Annotated in this window: 13 protein-coding genes; 8 read left to right on the top strand and 5 right to left on the bottom strand. The window is 67.6% G+C overall.

Annotation, left to right across the window (positions count from 1 at the left end; all coding sequences use genetic code 11):
* The first annotated feature begins 152 nt into the window (after window positions 1-152).
* From xsc to FJ887_RS15605, 6 genes are all read left to right on the top strand, one after another.
* On the top strand, window positions 153-1,973 hold the full coding sequence (gene xsc, locus FJ887_RS15630) for a sulfoacetaldehyde acetyltransferase (RefSeq protein ID WP_137824224.1): 1,821 nt from the start codon (window positions 153-155) through the stop codon (window positions 1,971-1,973).
* 61 nt (window positions 1,974-2,034) lie between these two features.
* Window positions 2,035-3,501: a sodium:solute symporter family protein gene (locus FJ887_RS15625; protein WP_137824225.1), complete on the top strand. Its 1,467-nt coding sequence runs from the start codon at window positions 2,035-2,037 to the stop codon at window positions 3,499-3,501.
* Window positions 3,491-5,167, top strand: a complete 1,677-nt coding sequence (locus FJ887_RS15620) for an amidohydrolase (RefSeq protein WP_137824226.1) — start codon at window positions 3,491-3,493, stop codon at window positions 5,165-5,167. Before FJ887_RS15625 ends, FJ887_RS15620 begins: the two co-directional genes overlap by 11 nt.
* Window positions 5,167-6,093: a CobW family GTP-binding protein gene (locus FJ887_RS15615; RefSeq protein WP_137824227.1), complete on the top strand. Its 927-nt coding sequence runs from the start codon at window positions 5,167-5,169 to the stop codon at window positions 6,091-6,093. Before FJ887_RS15620 ends, FJ887_RS15615 begins: the two co-directional genes overlap by 1 nt.
* A 144-nt stretch (window positions 6,094-6,237) precedes the next feature.
* Window positions 6,238-7,404, top strand: coding sequence for an acyl-CoA dehydrogenase family protein (locus FJ887_RS15610; protein ID WP_137824228.1), 1,167 nt, complete (start codon window positions 6,238-6,240; stop codon window positions 7,402-7,404).
* Window positions 7,405-7,584: 180 nt separating this feature from the next.
* On the top strand, window positions 7,585-9,333 hold the full coding sequence (locus FJ887_RS15605) for a class I adenylate-forming enzyme family protein (RefSeq protein WP_137824229.1): 1,749 nt from the start codon (window positions 7,585-7,587) through the stop codon (window positions 9,331-9,333).
* Between the two features lie 49 nt (window positions 9,334-9,382).
* On the opposite strand, the gene FJ887_RS15600 is transcribed toward FJ887_RS15605, so the two are convergent.
* The 4 genes from FJ887_RS15600 to FJ887_RS15585 form a co-directional block, all read right to left on the bottom strand.
* Window positions 9,383-12,028: an AAA family ATPase gene (locus tag FJ887_RS15600; RefSeq protein WP_137824230.1), complete on the bottom strand. Its 2,646-nt coding sequence runs from the start codon at window positions 12,026-12,028 to the stop codon at window positions 9,383-9,385.
* Entirely contained in the window at window positions 12,025-13,158 is a 1,134-nt protein-coding gene (locus FJ887_RS15595; protein WP_137824231.1) for a metallophosphoesterase family protein, read from the bottom strand. Before FJ887_RS15595 ends, FJ887_RS15600 begins: the two co-directional genes overlap by 4 nt.
* Before the next feature lie 270 nt (window positions 13,159-13,428).
* The gene (locus FJ887_RS15590) at window positions 13,429-14,796 is read right to left on the bottom strand and encodes an SLC13 family permease (RefSeq protein WP_137824232.1); all 1,368 of its coding nucleotides are present in this window, start codon (window positions 14,794-14,796) and stop codon (window positions 13,429-13,431) included.
* 176 nt (window positions 14,797-14,972) lie between these two features.
* Window positions 14,973-16,136: a PrpF domain-containing protein gene (locus FJ887_RS15585; RefSeq protein WP_212743271.1), complete on the bottom strand. Its 1,164-nt coding sequence runs from the start codon at window positions 16,134-16,136 to the stop codon at window positions 14,973-14,975.
* A 167-nt stretch (window positions 16,137-16,303) separates the two neighbouring features.
* On the opposite strand from FJ887_RS15585, the gene FJ887_RS15580 reads away from it, so the two are divergent.
* The gene (locus FJ887_RS15580) at window positions 16,304-17,224 is read left to right on the top strand and encodes a LysR family transcriptional regulator (protein WP_137824233.1); all 921 of its coding nucleotides are present in this window, start codon (window positions 16,304-16,306) and stop codon (window positions 17,222-17,224) included.
* On the opposite strand, the gene FJ887_RS15575 is transcribed toward FJ887_RS15580, so the two are convergent.
* Window positions 17,221-18,141, bottom strand: coding sequence for a LysR family transcriptional regulator (locus tag FJ887_RS15575; protein ID WP_137824234.1), 921 nt, complete (start codon window positions 18,139-18,141; stop codon window positions 17,221-17,223). The genes FJ887_RS15580 and FJ887_RS15575 overlap by 4 nt on opposite strands.
* 108 nt (window positions 18,142-18,249) lie before the next feature.
* Here FJ887_RS15575 and FJ887_RS15570 point away from each other — a divergent pair, with 108 nt between their 5' ends.
* Window positions 18,250-19,812, top strand: a complete 1,563-nt coding sequence (locus FJ887_RS15570; protein ID WP_137824235.1) for a malate:quinone oxidoreductase — start codon at window positions 18,250-18,252, stop codon at window positions 19,810-19,812.
* The last annotated feature ends 2 nt before the right edge of the window (window positions 19,813-19,814 follow it).

Genomic DNA, 19,814 nt, shown 5'->3' with positions numbered 1-19,814 from the left:
AAATCATACCAAACGGATTAATAACCGGAACACGTATTGACGCGGTCGCCCGCCTCCGCCTAGTGTTCTAGGTGTTCAACTTTTTTAGCTGAATTGAACGAATAAACGAGACCTCAAAGATGTGGTCTTCCCAACCTCAAGGAGGAGTTGGCATGACAGAACTCGCTGATCGGACTGAGGTCGAAGCACCCGAACAAGCTCCGAAACCGCAGAAGATCACCTCCTCGGAGGCATTCGTCGAAACCATGGTGGCCAACGGCGTCACCGATGTGTTCGGCATCATGGGATCGGCGTTCATGGACGCGATGGACATCTTCGCGCCGGCCGGCATCGACTTCGTTCCGGTCGTCCACGAACAGGGTGCAGCCCATATGGCCGACGGTTACGCTCGCGCATCCGGCCGTCACGGAGTGGTCATCGGGCAGAACGGCCCGGGCATCTCGAACTGCGTGACTGCGATTGCGGCGGCCTTCTGGGCGCACTCCCCGGTCGTCATCGTCACTCCCGAAGCCGGGACGAACTCGATCGGGCTCGGTGGATTCCAGGAGGCCAACCAGCTGCCGATGTTCCAGGAGTTCACGAAGTACCAGGGCCACGTGACGAACCCTGCTCGCATGGCCGAGTTCACCGCCCGCTGCTTCGATCGGGCCCAGTCGGAGATCGGGCCCACGCAGCTCAACATTCCCCGCGACTACTTCTACGGCGAGGCGACCCCCGACATCCCGCAGCCCCAGCGCATCGATCGCGGTGCAGGCGGCGAAAAGAGCCTCAACGATGCCGCAGAACTGCTGGCCCGGGCGAAGAACCCGGTGATCATCTCCGGAGGCGGAGTCGTGATGGCCGACGGAGTCGAGGAGTGCATCGCCCTGGCCGAGCGCCTCGGCGCCCCCGTGGTCAACAGCTACCAGCACAACGATTCGTTCCCCGCCAGCCATCCGCTGTGGGCAGGCCCTCTGGGGTACCAGGGGTCGAAGGCGGGAATGACCCTGCTCAATCAGGCCGATGTCGTCCTCGCACTCGGCACCCGCCTCGGCCCGTTCGGCACGCTCCCGCAGTACCAGTTCGAGTACTGGCCCACGGATGCGAAGATCATCCAGGTCGATGCCGACCACAAGATGCTCGGGCTGGTGAAGAAGATCGACGTCGGCATCTGCGGCGATGCCAAGGCAGTGGCCACAGAGCTGCTCGCACGCCTCAACGACAAAACGGTCGTCAGCGACGCCACCAAGGACGAACGGGCGAATCTCATCCGTGCGGAGAAGGAGGCCTGGGAGGCCGAGCTCGACTCCTGGACACACGAGAAGGACGAGTTCTCCCTCGATGTCATCGACGAAGCAGAGAAGGAGGAGGGCAACTGGCTCCATCCGCGTCAGGTTCTGCGTGAACTCGAGAAGGCGATGCCCGCCGACGTCATGGTCTCCACGGACATCGGCAACATCAATTCGGTGGCGCACAGCTACCTGCGGTTCGAGCGACCGCGCAGCTTCTTCGCCCCGATGAGCTTCGGCAACTGCGGCTATGCGCTGCCGACGATCATCGGCGCGAAGCGGGCCGCTCCGGAGCGCCCGGCCATCGCGTATGCCGGTGACGGCGCATGGGCGATGAGCATGGTCGAAGTCCTCACTGCCGTCCGCCATGACATCCCCGTCACTGCAGTCGTCTTCCGCAACCGCCAGTGGGGTGCGGAGAAGAAGAACCAGGTCGAGTTCTACGGTCGCCGCTTCATCGCCGGCGAGCTCGACAACGGGGAGAGCTTCGCGGCGATGGCCGAGAGCATGGGCGCCGATGGGATCGTCGTCGACAGGCTCGAGGACGTCGGCCCTGCGCTGCAGCGAGCCGTCGATGCGCAGATGAACGAGGGCAGGACCACGGTCATCGAGATCATGTGCACGAAGGAGCTCGGCGATCCGTTCCGGCGCGACGCACTGCGGATGCCGGTCCGCACACTCGACAAGTACAAGGACTACGTCTGAGGATGAGGACCAGGGGCGCGCGGCAGCAGGCCGTGCGCCCCTTCGCCGTAGGGAGACTCCATTGAATTGGTACATCGTCTGGATACTCGCGTTCCTCGCCCTGCTCTTCGCCGTCAGCCTCCGCTCGTCGAAGACCGTCAAGACGGCCGACAACTACGTCATGGGCGATTTCAGTCTCGGCTTCTTCCCCATCTGCGGATCGGTGATCGCCACCGTCACCGGTTCCGCGGCCCTCATCGGCGCCGCCGGCAAGGGGTTCACCCTCGGTGTCTCCTACCTCATCACCAGCCTCGCCTTCGTCGGCTTCACCATCGCCACCGTCATCGTCCTCGGCCCGACGATCCGCAGGCTCCGGCTCTATACGCTGCCGGAGCTCTTCGCCCGCAGGTTCGGCAAAGCCGCAGCCCTCATCCCTGCCCTCATCACCGGACTGCTCTACATGACTCCGACATTCGGGATGCAGCTGGTCGGTATGGCAGCCCTGCTGTCGTCGGTGACGCCGATCTCGACGTTCTGGGGAGTGCTCCTCGGCTTCCTCGTCACGCTCGCGTTCACCATGATCGGCGGACTGCCAAGTGTGGCCTGGACGGACGCGATCCAGACTGTTGTCATCCTCGTCGGGGTGGTCCTCGCTCTCGTCGTCGGCATCGCCGCGCTCGGCGGTCCGGCGGAGGTCGTGGCAGCCACTCCCCCGCAGCTGCTCGAGTTCGACAGCATCGGCGGCATGGAACTCCTCAATTGGTTCCTCATCTTCGGGCCCTTCTACATCGTCTGGCAGACCACCTGGCAGCGGCTGACCGCCGCCAGGACGCCGAGGATCGGATACTCGGCCGTGACGATCGGTTTCATCGTGTCCGGCCTCGTCAGCGTCGTCGCCGTCCTCATCGGCATCGCCGCCCTCCAGCGGTTTCCCGCCGACACCAAACCTGACCTCGTCTACACGAGCTTCATCTCCGAGATCTTCCCGCCGTGGCTCGGAGGCCTGCTCATGGTCTCGCTCGTCGCTGCGCTGCTCACCGGCGCCACCTCGTTTCTCCTCAGCGGGGCCATCAACATCTCCAAGGACATCTATCAGGGGTGGGTCAACCCCGGTGCCGGGGACCGGAAGATCCTCTTCGTCTCGCGGATGTCGGTCGGCGCGATGGCGGTGCTCGGGCTGGTCATTGCCCTGCTCATCGACGACATCATCGCAATCTACGAGCTGGCGCTGACGTTCACCGCGTCGACGCTCGTCATGCCCGTCCTCGCGGCGATGTTCTGGCGCCGGGCCACGTCGACCGGGGTCATCGTCAGCATGGTGGCGGCTGCCGCCGCGGCGGTGGTGTGGAGGCTGTCGGGCACTCCCTTCGGTCTGCACGAGATCGCGCCAGGACTTCTCGTCTCAGCGATTACCCTGGTGACCGTCAGCCTGGTGTCTCGGCACTCTGCCAACGAGTCCGTCACCGCCTACGCGCTGGAGGGACGCGAGACACCGACCGACGAATCGGCCGCCGACCACGAATCGAGGACACTGAGCAATGAATCCTGAGGACACCATCGTCTACCCCGCGCGGCGGATCCACACCGGCGATCCGTCGTACCCCACCGCTGAGGCCGTGGCCGTGCGCGGAGAGCGGATCCGTGCGGTGGGCACCGTCGAGGAGCTGCTCACCTACCCGGGGGCTGTCCTCGACGAGCGCTACGCGGATGCTGTCATCCTCCCGGGATTCGTCGAAGCGCACACCCATGCCGGCACGGGCAATGTGTGGAAGCAGACGTATGTCGGCTACCTCGACCGTACAGAGCCCAGCGGACACCACTGGCCCGGCTGCACAAGCATCGACGAAGTCGTCGAACGGCTCAGGGTCGCCGAGGCTGAGCTCGACGATCCGCAGCAGCCGCTGCTCGCGTGGGGATTCGACCCCATCTACTTCCCTGGGCAGGCATTCACCGCAGCCGACCTCGACGCCGTGTCGCTGCACCGGCCGATCCATGTCATCCACACGAGCGTGCATGCATGCGTGGTCAACTCCGCGGTCATGTCGCGTTACGACATCAGCGCAGAGACGATGGTGCCGGGCGTGGTCAAGGACTCGTCTGGAGCACCGACGGGCGAACTGCGGGAGTTCACCGCGATGGCGCTGGTCAGTGACCTGACCGAGGGCACCGGTCCGCTGAGCATCGACGCGGCGGCGCTGCGGGCCTTCGGACAGGAGGGAGTGAACACCGGGACGACGACGCTGACCGACCTCGGGTCACTGACGCTGATGGATGATGCCGGCGTCGACCTCTATCGCAGCGTCGTCGACGAGACCTTCCCGGCTCGGCTCAATGTCTTCCATTTCGGTGCGGGCGTTGGAGCGCCGAGGCCGTCACTGAGCGATGATGCCGAGCGCCTCGTCGACCTTGCGGGACAGTCATCGGCGCACTTGCGTCTGGGCAATGTCAAACTCATGCTCGATGGCTCGATCCAGGGATTCACCGCGCGTCTTGAAGCGCCGGGCTATTTCGGGGATGAGCCCAATGGGCTGTGGAACGTCACCCCCGAGGAGTTCTACGCGGCGTTCAGCGTCTTCCACCGCGCAGGACTGCTCATCCACGTGCACTGCAACGGCGACCAGGCCACCGAGCTGTTCCTCCAGACTCTGCAGCGCGTCCTCACCGAATCCCCCCGGCCGGACCACCGGCACACGTGCACGCACTCCCAGCTGACGACGGCCGCACAGTACCGGCGCCTGGCAGCGCTGGGCGCCTGCGCGAACATCTTCGCCAATCACATCTTCGCGTGGGGCGATCAGCACATGGACATCACTCTCGGTCCCGATCGCGCCCGACGCATGGACGCTGCCGCCACCGCACTGCGGGCGGGAGTCCCGATCTCCCTGCATTCGGACTCGCCGGTCACCCCGTTGGGACCGCTGCGCACCATGACTCACGCCGTGACGCGGAAGAGCCAGACCGGACGGGTGATCGGCGGCGGCGAGGCGATCAGCGTCGACGAGGCCGTGCGGGCAATCACGCTGGGAGCGGCCCATATGCTCCACATGGACCACGAGGTGGGTTCGCTCGAGGCGGGCAAGTACGCCGACTTCGCCATCCTCGCTGCCGACCCGTACGAGGTCGCCCCCGACCGGATCGGCGATATTCACGTCCGCGGCACCGTCGTCGGCGGCCGCCATTTCGACTCCCGCATCGCCGACCCTGCAGACAGCTGATGAGCGCACGTCTGGGCATCATCGGCGGCTATCTCGGCTCAGGCAAGACGACGCTCATCAACGCTCTGCTGGCGGCGGGGACCCTCGGACGCACAGCTGTGCTCGTCAATGATTTCGGAGAGATCAGCATCGATGCCTCCCTCGTGGCGTCACAGACCGAGGACACCGTCGAACTGACAAACGGCTGCATCTGCTGTCAGATCACCGATGACCTCAGTCGCGTGATGCGCGCCTTCTCCGACCGCGACGATGTCGACCAGGTCCTCGTCGAGGTCAGTGGGGTCGGCGATCCCACTGTGCTCGGAGCCTGGCGGCGCTTTCCCGGTTTCTCGCCGGGTCCGATCATCGTCTGCGCCGATGCGACGAATCTCCGCAGACTGCTGTCCGACCGGTTCGTCTCCGATCTCGTCGAACGCCAGATCGGCGGGGCCGACATCGTCCTCGTGACCAAATCGGACCGTGCCTCCGCCGCGGACATCGCATGGACCCGACAGGCGAGTCTGCGGTTGGCCCCGAACGCCGAGATCCTCGACGACATTCCCCCGGATTTCCCTGTTCGGCTCCGCGGAACCGAGGACCGCCCCATGGCGGGCACGGTCCCCCGCTCCTCTGCGTCGGCACCCGATGCAGGTGGTATCCACAGCTCACGCACGGTTGACGGACTCGATGCTGTGGATCCGGCCGAGATCCTCGCCATCCTCTCCCACAACCGAGCGCTGCTCGCTCGCGCCAAGGGGTTCATCAGAGACACGCACGGATGCTGGCACGAAGTGCATCTGGCGTCCGGGCACGCTGAGTCACGCCCCCTGCCGCGATCATGTGCGCCGCCGGACATGGCACTCGGCACCATCGTGCTCATCGCCGCCGGAGACGACGCGCAGAGGACCGTGGACACGGTCGCGTCCGCGCTGGCGGCGGTGCGCTGACTGATTCAGCCTTCCGACGGTGCGTCTCTGCTTGACCGTCCTCACCGCGGGTGCCAAACTGAACGAACGATCAGTGACTGGAGTCACGAGCTCCGCGACGAGGCGGAGGCGGCCCGCTCACGGCACCAACGGAGGACGAACCCGGTGAAGCGCAACCTGTACGACGATGACCATGAAGCCTTCCGCGACACCGTGGGCGCCTTCCTCGACCGGGAGGTCGTGCCGCACGTCGAGGAGTGGGAGGAGAACCACCTCGTCGACAGGAACATGTGGGAGAAGGCCGCGGCGGCCGGCATCATCGGGCTCGCCATTCCCGAAGAGTTCGGCGGCGCCGGCGTCGAGGACTTCCGCTTCGAGATGGTCCGGTCGGAGGAGATCGCCCGTCGAGGCGTCGGTGGCGTCACCGCCGGCTGGGGCGTGTCCGACGGCATCGTCCCCGGCTACCTCATGGCCTTCGGAACGCAGGCGCAGAAGGAGAAGTACCTCACCGGTCTCGCGACCGGTGAGATGATCGGCGCGATCGCGATGACCGAGCCGAATGCCGGCTCGGACCTCCAGGGCATCACGACGAAGGCCGTGCGCGACGGCGACGACTGGATCCTCAACGGGGCGAAGACCTTCATCACCAACGGCATCCACGCCGACTTCGTCATCGTCGTCGCCCGCACGAACCCCGAGGCCAAGGCCGCGCGCGGCACGTCGCTCTTCATCGTCGACGCCGACACTCCGGGCTTCGAGCGCGGGCGCAAGCTCAGGAAGCTCGGGATGGACGCGCAGGACACCGCGGAGCTCTCGTTCACCGATGTCCGCGTTCGGGCCGACGCCCTCCTCGGCGAACTCGACAACGGCTTCATCCACCTCATGGTCAACCTCCCCACCGAGCGCCTCCTCATCGGCTCGGGCACCCTGGCTGCAGCGCGCGCCGCCCTGACATGGACGGCGGACTACGTCTTCGACCGACCGGCGTTCGGCCAAACGATCGGGGACTTCCAGAACACCCGCTTCGAACTCGCCGAGCTCGAGACCCGGGTCGACGCTCTCGAGGCGTTCATCGACCGGTGCGCGCTGGCCCTCAACGCCGGCGAACTCACCGCAGTCGACGCCGCCAAGGCGAAATACCTCGGCTCCGACCTCGAGATCGAAGTCGTCAACCGCTGCCTCCAGCTCTTCGGCGGCTACGGCTACATGCTCGAATACCCCATCGCGCGCGTATTCAAAGACAACCGGATCCAGGCGATCTTCGGCGGAGCCAATGAGGTGATGAAGGAACTCATCGGCCGCGACATCGCGCAGCGCCACCGCACACGCTGAGGCCGTGGCACCAGAGCCCGATCAACCTGTGATGCCGATCACAGAAAATCATTGACGCACCCGGCTTCTCCTCAATAGGGTGAATGGCACTGAACGAATGTTCACTCGGAGGGTCGGCGCGGACTTCATCACCGACGATGCGCGTGCGCGACCGCCGACGACGCTGGAGGCGATGACGCGATGAGCTCTTGGTTCGATACTCGACCGTGGATGACGACGTGGGGCGACATCGCCCCGACCCCGCACGTCCTCGATACGTCGACGACGCTGCGGGACCTCGCGGCAACCGTCGCGGCGCACGGCGACGAGGTGGCGCTGACGTACTTCGGGTTCGCACCGACCTGGGCGGAGTTCGACCGGTATTCGACAGCGTTCGCCGCCTACCTCAGCGACCAGGGCATCGCACCCGGGGACCGGGTGGGCATCTACGACCAGAACACCCCGGCCTTCATGATCGCGACCTATGGGATCTGGAAGGCCGGCGGTGTCGTCGTTCCCCTCAATCCGATGTACCGCGGGGAACTCGAGCACGTGTTCTCCGACGCCGAGGTCAGAGCGCTCGTCGTGTCGAAGGCGGCCTATCTCGATCGCGTCCGGCCCTTTGCCGCGGACATTCCCACCATCGTGCTCGCCGATGACCGCAGCTACCAGGTCGACGGTCCCGAGAAGCTCTTCGGGATGTTCGACGCCCTTCCCGGAACCCCCGGGGTCAGTCCGGAACCGGGTGCGCCGGACCACCTCGGCGGGCCGGACTTCCAAGCCGTCGTCGGCGCCTACCTCGATTCGGACTTCACACCCGTCGACGTCGCGCCCGAGGACGAAGCACTCGTCGTCTACACCTCAGGAACCTCGGGTCGGTCGAAGGGAGCATCGGGCACGCACGCGGCGGTCTCGAGCAACTCCCGCTACAACATGCGCAATTCGTGGTTCGAACCCGGCGACGGCTACCTCACACTCGCCCCGATCTTCCACATCACCGGGTTCATCTGCCAGTTCATCGCCGCGGTCTCCGGTGGCGCGCGCCTCATCCTCAACTACCGGTTCGAACCGGAGTCGTTCCTCGGACTCATCGTCAGGGAGCGGCCGACGTACATGGCGGGACCGGCCACCGTCTACACGGCGATGCTCGCCCACCCCGCCGTCACCGCTGACCATTTCTCCTCATTCAAGCGCGTCATGTCCGGAGGCGCGCCACTGCCCGAGGGACTCGTCACGAAGTTCAAGGAGAAGCTCGGCATCGACATCGGCCAGGGGTACGGGCTGACGGAGACGATGGGGCAGGCGGTCAGCGTGCCGTACGGATTGCAGGCCCCGGTCGATCCCGACAGCGGCAACCTCTCATGCGGACTCCCCCAGCCGGACACGATGGTGCGGATCCTCGACGACTCCGGTGAGCCGGTGGGCCCGGGCGAACTCGGCGAGGTCGCGATCTCGGGCCCCGAGGTGGCCTCGGAGTACATCAACAACCCCACGGCCACGTCCGATCAGATCCCGGCCGGAGAGCTGCGCACCGGGGATGTCGGCTACATGAACGAGGACGGGTGGCTGTTCATCGTCGACCGGAAGAAGGACATGATCAACGCCTCCGGCTACAAGGTGTGGCCGCGTGAGGTCGAGGACGTCCTCTACACCCATCCGGCGATTCAGGAGGCTGCCGTCGTCGGTGTTCCCGACGAGTACCGCGGTGAGGACGTCGCCGCGTTCGTCACCCTGCAGCCCGGCGCCGAGGCGACGCGTGAGGAGATCATCGCCTACTGCCGTGACCGTCTCGCCTCGTTCAAGGCTCCGCACCAGGTAACGTTCGTCGACGAGCTGCCGAAGACGAGTTCGGGCAAGATCCTGCGCCGCACGATCCGCGCCGATGCCGCCGAGGCGGCGCAGGCGGCCACGGAGGCAGCCTCAGGCGACCGTGGAGCCGCAGCCGGCTGATCCCATGTCCGGGCCGACCCCCAGATCGCACCGACCCGGCCCCACCGACCTACCCCAGGCTCACCCGGGACGCCCCGCCGACACGGGCGAACCGGTCGGGCTGGCAGGTGAGCAGCACGACCTGCGCGGTCTCGCCGATCCGGCCGAGGATGACGTTGAGGGCGGAAAGCCTCTCGGGGTCGGCGAACCCGAACGCATCGTCGAGGATGACCGGGGCACCGGTCCGCGGATCGACGAGGGCGGCCACAGCGAGGCGCCCGATGAGGGAGAGCTGCTCCTTCGTTCCGCCCGAGAGCGAGTCGAAGGGCACGGTCGTGCCGTCGAGCGTCCGTGAGGCGATCTCGAGGTCCTCGGAGACCTCGACAGCGAAGGTCGGTCCGAAGACCATCCGGCCCAGCCGCTCGATCTGCTCCTTGAACGGCGCCACATACTTCCGCTGGGCTTCGGCCTTGTGCGCATAGACCGTCGAGCGCAGCAGCGCGATCGCCTGCGCACTCCGCTCGACCCTGGCAAGTCTCGCCTCCGCCGTCTCGAGCGACTCCCGTGCCGCCTCGACCTTCTCGAAGATGCCCTCACTGAGGCGATCGTCGATGAGCGCCGTGAGCTGGTCGACCTCCTGCCGATCCGCAGTCTGCTGCGCCTCGTTGTCGGCGACGACCTTGCGGGCGTTGTCGCGCCGGGCCTCAAGCGTCTCAGGATCGGCCGCCTCATAGGCCGCTCTCGCCTCGCCGAACGCCGCCTCGGCCTCCTCAGCCCGTGTCCCAGCCGCATTCCGGGCAGCGTCGAGACTCTCATCGGAGTGGTCGGCCTGCGCGGCGGCCACCGCCGCCTGCAACCGCTCAGACTGCGTCCGAGCCTCCTGCAGCGTCGTCTGCGCACGCACCGTGTCGACCCGCGAATCGTCACGGACGGCGCGGGTGCGCTCGAGGTCGGCTTCGGCCTCGGCGACCGCTGTCTGCGCCGCGTCCGCCGCTGCTTCGGCCTCCGCCACGATCTCCTCGAGCTCGTCGACGGACGCGACACCGTCGGCGCTCCGGTCGTCACGGGCGGCCTTGTCGTGGGCGTCCTCCGTGCTGCCGTTATCACCGGCGATGAGCGCCTCGGCGCGCGCGAGCTTCGCATCGAGGTCGTCACGTTTGTCCCGCCCGAGCACCGCCGTCAGCGTCGCCGTCGTCTCGGTGACGATCGCCTCGGCATCCGCTCGGCGATTCGCCTGCGCCCGCGCCTGGTCGAGTGACTCGACACCGAGGCGCTCCATCTCGGCGGTGAGCGCACGTTCGGCAGTCGTCACGGCACGATCGAGGTCGACCGGGGAGGCTCCCGGGCTCACGGTGATATCGGCGACGCCCTCGATGGCGATGCGCACATCGTCGACGACGGCGGCCTCGCCCGTCTCCTCGGCGGCGATGTCGACGCCGTCGACGGCGATGGGGATCTCTCCGAGGCGGGTGACTCGCACCTGTGCGGCCGCCGACCGCTTCGCGCCGGTCGCGATGCGCACCTCGGTGCCGAGCCCGACCAGACGGTCGACATCGGCGGTGGTGACAGCGATCGACCCGACGACCGCCCGTGCCCGGCTCCGCTTGTCCTCGAGCGTCCGGATCTCGTCGAGTCGAGTCCTCAGCGCGGTGACCTCGCCGCGGGCCCTCGCGCGTGCCACATCGCGGGCGGCATTCTTCGTCTGCTCCCGGGCGTCGACCAGCGCAGACCGCTTCTCCCCGAGGAGCTGCTTGGCGTCCTCGAACGCAGCTTCCCTCTCCGCGTGCGAGGATTCGAGATCGGCCGCAGCGGTCTGCGCTGTCCGGACCGCTGTCTCGGCGGCAGTGGCTTCGGCGAGGAGGGTCGTGCGCCGCTCCACCGCATCGGCGGCGAGCGCGGACTCCCGTCGGGCCGCCTCGGCGCGATCCTCGGCCGCGTCGACCGCGGTGCGCAGCTCGGCGACGGCGGCGAACGCAGCGTCGGCGTCCTCGCGTTCGCTCAGCGCCCGGGCCAGCCCATCCCGGACGGACTCGAGTCGGGCCGTTGCCCGCGCATGCCGGTCGACGAGCGCATCGAGGCTCTCGCTGCGGTCGACGAGGGACGCGAGTGCTTCACGCGCCTGGGGCACGGCTTTCTGCAGCTCACCGTACTCCCCCGTCGGCCGGCCCGACTTCGTGAAGTGCTTCGCGTATTCGGCGTCGACCCTCTCGAGGAACGCATCGTGGTCGGCGACCTCGACGCCCGTCTCCCCGAGCGCCGACTGCAGGGCGCTGATCTGGGCCATCGGCGCCTGTGCGAGGCTCTCTCCCTGCGCGACGTCGAGGGCGACGAGGAGGTCGACGTCGACGGTGTCGGCGAGGATCGCTGCGAAGCGCTCATGGGCCTCATCGCCGGAGAGCTGCTCGGGGTGCGGACGGAGGATCGACAGTGTCGTCGACTGGCTGCGCAGCCACCGTTTCGCGTACGTCATCTCGACGTCGCCGCTGGTCAGGTGGAGTTCGACCTCGGGGCCCGCGTCGACGCCGATGGGCTGGAGGTCCTTGATGCTCGCCTTCTTCGAACTTGCCTTGTCCTCCCTCAGGTGGGTGATCGCCTCATGGATCGAGGACTTGCCCACTTCGTTGGGGCCCTCGACGATCGTCACGCCGTTGGAGAACTCCACCCTCGCGTCGGTGATGCCGCGATAGTTCCGCAGTCGGATCGAGTGCAGTCTCATGCTCCGCTCCTCGCAAATCGGTAGAGGAGGCCCAGAGCGTCCTGCGCCGTGAGGGCCGCGGCGTCGTCCGCGGTGGCGCGTGCGGCGAGCTCATCGAGTGAATCCTCAAGGTACCCGCTCAGCCCGAGCCCGGCGAAGTCCTCATCGGCGGCGACCACGGCGATGTCCGAATGCCGCTCCCACACGGACACGAGTGCGAAGAGATCCCCGGCATGGTCGAGCACTTCGTCGAGGCGGGCCTTCGCTGCCGTCGACAGGGTGCCGCGGAGGATGAGCCACACCGCGGTCCGATCCTTCTCCGGGATCTGCCCGAGGCGGGTCTCCAGGGCAGCGACATCGTCGTCGGAGTCGACATCGGCCTCGATGACCGTGAACGTCCACTGCCCGACGGGGATCTTCTCGACGTCGACGGCGTGGGTCTCCTTGTCGATGTCGACGAGGAGGACGTTGCCGGGATCATCCTCGCGCCGCGAGGTCACTTCGGGTGACCCGGGGTACCAGATCCGCTCGGCCGCAGAGTAGGTGGCGTGCCGGTCGCCGAGGGCGACGAACTGCGCACGGTCCTCCCTCAGCAGTTTCTCCAGCCCCGCCTCGTCGATGGTCGCCAGCGAATCGCGGTCGGGGTCGAGCGAGCTCACGGCACCATGGCCGGCGATGATGCGCACCTGCCCGGCGGGCACCTCGGCGAGGTTCTTCGTGGCCGCGGCGACGAGATCGGTCAGCGGTCGCTTCGAGAACCACGGAGCCCCGACGACCTCGACGCCGGGGACCACCTCGGTGGGGGTGGAGTCCCGGAGGACCCGGACCCCGGCCGGCTGCCGGGAGACGAACGACGGGGAGTCGTAGATCGAGGACGCATCGAGGGGATCGTGGTTGCCGGGGAGGAGGACGACGGGCACCGTGAAGTCGGCGAGGACGTCGAAGGTGCGGGAGACGATGGCCCGGTCGAGCTGATTGGATTCGAAGACGTCCCCGCAGACGAGGACGAAGTCGACCTCGCGCGCGGTCGCGAGCTCACCGATCCGGCGGATCGCGTCGAGCCGGGCGCGCTGGTAGCGGGGGCGCGCCTCGGCGCTGAGGAAGTGGGCCGTCATGCCCAGCTGCCAGTCCCCGGTGGCGATGAATCTCATCGGTCTCCCTCCTCACGTCTGCCTCAATCCTATGTACGCTCCCGAGGCTACGGGACGGGCCTGACACGGACAGTGACGCACGTCATGACCGGGCGCGGCTCCCGTCCCGCCACCTCGGCGATTGCCGGCGCAATGGCCGAGGTGGCGGGAAATGAGGCGGCGGGACGGGAGGAGGGGCCCGACCGTTCGGTCGGACCCCTCCGGGCCGCTGCGCCGTCCCAGGGGATCAGCACGGGCAGTGCGATGCCAGGTGACGGCGGCGTCTGCGCGTCACATGATGCCGGTGACGACGAGGAGCAGCCACGTGAGCAGCGGGGCAAGGGCGACGACGATCGCCCCGTAGATGATGAGGTCGCGCCAGATCGTCCTCGCCGCCGTGCCCTTGGCATTGGCGATGATGAGAGCGCCGTTGGTCGAGAACGGGGAGACGTCGACGATCGTCGCCGAGATCGCCAGCGCCGCCATCACCGCGGTCGCGCTGAGATCGCTCTGCTCGAGCAGCGGGATCGACAGCGGGATGAACGCGGTGAGCAGGGCCGTCGAGGAGGCGAAGGCCGAGCTGATGCCGATGACGTAGCAGAGGACGACGGCGACGAGCAGGGGCACGCCGAGCGCCACCGCCATCGTCGAGAGCGAATCGATGACTCCGGCCTTGGTCAGGAGGCTGATGTAGACGATCATTCCCGACACGAGGAGCACCGTCGACCATGAGATCCCGGAGACGAACGTGTCCGCATGGCGCATCGAGGTGAAGGCGAGGACGAGACCGCACGTGAGGCCGAGGAAGCCGATGGGCAGTTCGAAGCCGACCGCGCCGATGACCATGACCCCGATGAGTCCGAGCGTCAGCCACACCTGCGGGGTCAGGGTCGACGTCCGCACCTGCTCCGGTGCCTTGAGGGCGAGACCGCCGCCCCCGTCCGTCTGACCGGGACCCGCACTGCCGTCGCGTCCCGTGCCGGGTCCGCTGCTGCCCGCGCCGAGGTTGTCGTCCGTGCCGTCAGTGACGGCCTCGGGTTCGGGGGTGGTGCGCAGCCGGCCGAGGGCCTTCATGACGATGACGGTGAGGATCGTGACGATGACGTTGATGACATAGGAGGCGAGGAAGAGCGCGCCCGTGTGGATCTCGAACCCGTTCTCCTTCGCGATGTCGCGGACGATGATGCCCGAGACCGAGATCGGGGAGAAGGCCCCGGCGTGGGCGCCGTTGATGATCATCGCGCCCATGACGACTCCGCTGTAGCCCGAGGCCGCGCTGAAGCCCATGGCGGCGGGGGCGAGCAGGGCGACGGCGGCCGGGGAGAAGGTGCCGAGCGAGGTGAGGATCGAGGCGATGCCGAAGAAGATCCACGGCACGATGCCGAGTCTCCCGCGCACCGCCCTGACCGCGAGGTCGACGAGGATCTTGATGGTCCCGTTGCGCTGGGCCATGCTGAAGAAGAAGGTCACGCCGACGATCGTGAGCACGATGCTCGCCGGGAACTCTTCGAGGATCTCCTTGTCATCCATCCCGAAGACAAAGGTGCCGAAGACGAAGGCGCCGACGAACCCCATGATCCCGATGTTGATCGGCCATTTCGTGGCAGCGATGAACATCACCACCAGTACGACGAGGATGAGAATCTGCACGAGGGTCATGAGGTGTCCTCCAACTTCATTGTCAGTGTGATCGTGCCTGAACTTGCTGGGCGCTGTCCGGTCGGTCCGGGCTCTGGGCGCCGAGGTGGCCGCGTCGGTCACCGTGTGTGCGACGGGTGTCGCTGGTGCTGGGGCGGCGGTATCGTGCGGGTGCGGGCCCACCTCCGGTGCTGGCCTCAGCCGACGAGCGGCAGGGCGATGTCGACGTCGGGGAGGTCGATGGCTGCGTTGGCGATCCGGCGGGCCACCCGCCGCACGCCGAGGCGCATGACCCGGCCGGCGGCGTCGAGCTGGACGCGGCAGGCGACGACACCGGCGGGGGTGCCGATGCGGATGCTCACCTCCCGGTCGTCGTCGGTGGGAGTGTCCCGCATGGGGTGGTCGGCGCCGAGGATGTCGTGGACGAGGCTGCCTTCGACGAAGGCGTCGCGGGCGACGGCGATCGCCGAGGTGATGCCGATCGCCGGGTGCGGATCGAACATCGAGACCATCCGGACGAGGATGTCGCAGTCGCCGGCGGCGATCCGCTCCCCCGTCGACGTCACGTAGTCCTGCGGGGCGGCGACGATGCCGATCTTCGGCACGGCGGGGCTGACCTCCTCCCCCTCGACGCTCAGCCCCATCGCCGGGGAGGCCGCGGTGCGCACGGCGAGCAGCTCCGGCACCCGCAGACGCACCTCGGGCAGGGTCTCCGTGCCGGTCATGCCCAGGGAATCTGCTGCGACGAAGCAGGCCGGCGCCCCGGCGTCGATCGCACTGACCGTCACCGTGCGGGTGCCGACGTCGAGCGCCGTCGTCGCCTGACCGAGCGGCAGGAGCTCCCCGGTCGAGACGCCGTCGACGTTGTCGAAGAAGACGTTGACGGGCACGCCGGGCATCGCGCTGCCGGGAATGGTCTCGACGCCGTCGGTCGGGATCCGGCGGTCAGGGGTGGCCACCTCGGCGACGAGCACCGAGCGGGTGTTCTCATTGATCATGCGCACGCTCGTGCGGTCCCCGGTGGGGCGGACGAGTCCGTTCTGGATCGCGTAGAGAGCGACGGCCGAGGCGCAGTTGCCGCAGTTCGAGGTGAATTCGACGGCGGTCGCCCCGATGCCCACCTGGGCGAAGAGGTAGCTGATGTCGATGCCGGGGATCGCCGAGGGCGAGATGATCGCCGCCTTCGACGTCGTCGACGACGCCCCGCCGATGCCGTTGAGCTGGCGGTCGTCACCGGAGCCGAAGGCCGCGGTGAGGGCGAGTGCGATCTGCGCGCGGTCGGCCGGCATCTCGTCGCCGGAGAAGAGCCAGCACTTCGATGTGCCGCCTCGGTACCACTGTCCGTGGAGTTGGCTGTCCACCTGGATGTCCTCGATTCGTCTCGACCCGGCTGCGGTGCCGGCAACTGTTTGTTCGGCTGTTCGTCTGCAGTGCGGGGACTGCAGCGATGCATGGGAATCAAGGTGTCACGGGTGCTGATTAAGTTCAATCAATACTTAGTTGACTTGATCTAAGCTATTCTTAAACCATGAGTTCAGCGCCGTATAACGTCGACCGGCTTCTCCTCCTGCTTCTCGTCTATCGGACAGGCAGCCTCTCCGCGGCGGCCGACGAACTGGCCCTGTCGACCTCGGCGGTCTCCCAGCAGATGAGCAAACTCGAACGCGAGGTCGGGCTTCCGCTCGTCGTTCGGCATCCCAAGGGCATGCGGCTCACCGATGCCGGCATCAAGCTCTGCGCGCATGCGATGACGATCGACAATGCGCTTGCCGCGGCGAAGAACGATATGGCGGCGTTCGCGCAGCTCGATCGCGGTGAGGTGAGAATCGCGACGTTCCCGACGTTCGCCGCCTCGATCATGCCGAAGGTCCTCCTCCACTTCCATGACCTCCATCCCGACATCGAGGTGACCGTCAAGAGCTATCGACTCGACCGGATCGCCGAGGCGCTCGAGCGACGGGAGGTCGACCTCGCGACGCTGTGGGACTATCCATGGGCGCCGATCAGCGCCGACATCCCCGTCCAGACGACGCTGGTCCGGGAGCCGACGATGCTGCTGCTGCCGGCCACCCACCGGCTCGCCCGCCGCCGCATCGTCGAGCTCGAGGAGGTGGCGAGCGATCCGTGGATCACCCGCTCGTCGCATCCGGTCGCCTCGGTGCTCAGCCGGATCTGCCGGGACGCCGGGTTCGACCCGCGCGTCGTCTTCGAGGCCTATGACTACCCCGAACTCCTCGGGATGGTCGCCGCCGGGCTCGGCGTCGCGATCGCACCGCGCCTGGCGGTGCGATCGCATGGGCCCGACGTCAAGGTCGTCGCCCTGCGCGGCAATCCCGCCCCGCGGCGGATCGTGCTCGCCAAGCTCGCTGAACGCGTTCAGTCCCCGGCGACGCTCGCTCTCGTCCGCTCGTTCCGTGCAGTGAGCGGGTCGAAGGAGTGGCGCAGCTAGGAGGGCCGGCGGATCCCGTCGGCGACCGTCCACTCCCCTGCGCGGTCGACGATGAAGTCGTGGAGACGTTGGACGACCCGGCTGGGTCGGCGCACCGCGGTGACGAGGGCGACCTCGCGCACATAGCCCGAACCGCGAAGGGCCACCTCGGCGAGGCCGTCGACGGGGCGGACGCTGCGCGGCAGGAGAGCCACGCCCATGCCCCGGCTGACGAACTCGCGGATCGTCGAGAACTCGGTGACCTCGGTCTTCACCTGGGGCGCGAAACCGGCCTGCAGGCACCACGCATCGGTGAGGGTGCGGAGGTTGTAGGACTCGGGATTCGCGATGAAGCGCTCCTCGGCGAGTTCGGTCAGCGACACGGTTCTCCGGTTCGCCAGGCGGTGTCCGGTGGGGACGACAGCGACGATGAGCTGGCTCGCAAGCACTTCGTGGGGCAGCTGCCGCGGCGGCGGAATGATGATCGCCGCGTCGAGCAGACCACTGCGCAGGTCGTCGACGAGCACGGCGCCGTGGGCCTGCTTGAGGTCGAGGCGGATGCCGGGATGCTCGGCACTGAAGGCCGCGAGCAGGTCGGGGATGACCCCGGCACCCATCGTCAGCGGGAAGCCGAACCGGATGACGCCGCGGTCGGGATCGGCCGCCTCGGCGAGGTCGGTGACAGCCCCGCCGATCTCCGCCAGGGGCCTGCGGATCTCTGCGACGAGGGTCCGCGCCTGCGCGGTGAGGACGACCGCGCGCCCCGCGGGCACGATGAGCGGCACGCCGAGGTGACGCTCGAGACCGTGGATGCGTCGGCTCATCGTCGACTGGGGAACCCCGAGCGCGGCAGCGGCATCGGTCATATGGCCGTCCTGATCGGCGAGTTCGACGAGGGCCCGCAGCTGCGGGAAGAGCGCATCGACCAATTCATCCATATTCGGATCATACCCATCGATCTGCTCATTGGACGGATGATTCTGCACGGGCGCATCGTGGAGGAGAACCCACCGCCCGTTCTCACGCTCGACCACGAGGAGCCCACGATGACCACCCGCACTCGGTCGGACTCGACCGCCGATCTCGTCGCCGCCGACGTCGTCCTCATCGGCGGCGGCATCATGTCGGCGACGCTCGGCTCGATGCTCGCCGTCCTCGAACCGACATGGCGCATCGTCATGCTCGAGAAGGCCTCCGCCATCGCCGCGGAGAGCAGCGATCCGTGGAACAACGCCGGGACCGGGCACTCGGGGTTCTGCGAGCTCAACTACATGCCCGATCCGCAGGACGGACGGAAGCCCGCGGCGATCGCCGAGCAGTTCCAGCTCAGCCGCCAGTGGTGGTCCTTCCTCGCCGAGGCGGGTCTCATCGACCCATCCGACTTCATCCACTCCGCGGCCCACGTCAATCTCGTCTTCGGTGACCGTGACGTCGACTATCTGCGCACGCGCGTGGCGACGCTGCGCACCGATCCGCTCTTCGCCGACATGGAGTTCACCGAGGACCCCGAGGTCATCGCCGAGTGGGCGCCGCTGACCATGGACGGCAGAGAATCCGGGGACGAGCCGATGGCCGCTGCCCGGTCACCGCGGGGCACCGACATCGACTTCGGAGCATTGACGACAGCGCTGACGGCAGTGTTCACCGGGACCGATGGGAACACGCGGGACCGGCACGACGCGGCCGGCGAGGTGCTCACCGGGCACGAGGTCACCGGGCTGCGCCGCGACGGCGAAGGCTGGGTCGTCACCGGCACTGCGCACCCCACGGACTCCGGTGGAGGGTCGCGTCGCTTCTCGCTGCGCGCCGGCACGGTGTTCGTCGGGGCTGGCGGCTATGCCCTGCGCCTGCTGCAGAAAGGGAGAATCCCTGAGGTCAGAGGGTATGCGGTGCTGCCGGTCGGGGCGGCGTTCTACCGGTGTTCGACGCCGTCGGTCGTCCGCCGCCACGACGCGAAGGTCTACGGCCAGGCCGAGGTCGGCGCTCCGCCGATGTCCGTGCCGCACCTCGACAAGCGCATCATCGACGGCGAGGAGCACCTGCTGTTCGGACCGTTCGCGACCTTCAGCACGAAGCTGCTCAAGAACGGCCGGCTCAGTGACTTCTTCACGACGCTGCGTCCCGACAACCTCCATGTCATCGCCGCTGCCGGTCTGCAGAATCTCGGCCTCGTCCGGTACCTCATCGGCCAGCTTGCCGCGAGCCCGGCGCGGAAGTTCGCGCAGGTGCGCCGCTACTATCCGCGGGCGAGGCAGAACGAATGGGAGCTCATCCCCGCCGGCCAGCGCGCCCAGCTCGTCACCCCGGATCCGCAGCGGATCGGTGTGCTCCAGCAGGGCACCGAGCTCGTCGTGACCGCCGATGGGTCGATCGCCGGACTCCTCGGTGCCTCGCCCGGTGCGTCGACGGCGGTGCCGATCATGGTCGATCTGCTGCGCCGCGCGTTCCCGGCGCCGTGGCGCCGCCGGTGGAAGGCGACGCTGGGACGGGCGATTCCCGATCTCGAGCGAGATTCCTGGGACGCCGAGGCCGTGGCGTCGAGCACCGCCGCCACGAACCGGGCGCTCGGGCTGGGGTCACCGTCGCGGACGCTCGAATCAGGGCTCTGAGC

The organism is Brevibacterium sp. XM4083 (genome assembly GCF_006489205.2).
GTDB lineage: Bacteria > Actinomycetota > Actinomycetes > Actinomycetales > Brevibacteriaceae > Brevibacterium.
The sequence above is the reverse complement of the archived record's forward strand: the minus strand, read 5'-3'. Positions and strand labels throughout refer to the sequence as shown.

Excerpts from the sequence above, each read along its gene's own strand:
- xsc (WP_137824224.1), top strand. The coding sequence starts at position 153 with ATGACAGAACTCGCTGATCGGACTGAGGTCGAAGCACCCGAACAAGCT.
- FJ887_RS15615 (WP_137824227.1), top strand. The coding sequence starts at position 5,167 with ATGAGCGCACGTCTGGGCATCATCGGCGGCTATCTCGGCTCAGGCAAG.
- FJ887_RS15570 (WP_137824235.1), top strand. The coding sequence starts at position 18,250 with ATGACCACCCGCACTCGGTCGGACTCGACCGCCGATCTCGTCGCCGCC.
- FJ887_RS15590 (WP_137824232.1), bottom strand. The coding sequence starts at position 14,796 with ATGACCCTCGTGCAGATTCTCATCCTCGTCGTACTGGTGGTGATGTTC.
- FJ887_RS15595 (WP_137824231.1), bottom strand. The coding sequence starts at position 13,158 with ATGAGATTCATCGCCACCGGGGACTGGCAGCTGGGCATGACGGCCCAC.
- FJ887_RS15575 (WP_137824234.1), bottom strand. The coding sequence starts at position 18,141 with ATGGATGAATTGGTCGATGCGCTCTTCCCGCAGCTGCGGGCCCTCGTC.
- FJ887_RS15605 (WP_137824229.1), top strand. The coding sequence starts at position 7,585 with ATGAGCTCTTGGTTCGATACTCGACCGTGGATGACGACGTGGGGCGAC.
- FJ887_RS15620 (WP_137824226.1), top strand. The coding sequence starts at position 3,491 with ATGAATCCTGAGGACACCATCGTCTACCCCGCGCGGCGGATCCACACC.
- FJ887_RS15600 (WP_137824230.1), bottom strand. The coding sequence starts at position 12,028 with ATGAGACTGCACTCGATCCGACTGCGGAACTATCGCGGCATCACCGAC.
- FJ887_RS15580 (WP_137824233.1), top strand. The coding sequence starts at position 16,304 with ATGAGTTCAGCGCCGTATAACGTCGACCGGCTTCTCCTCCTGCTTCTC.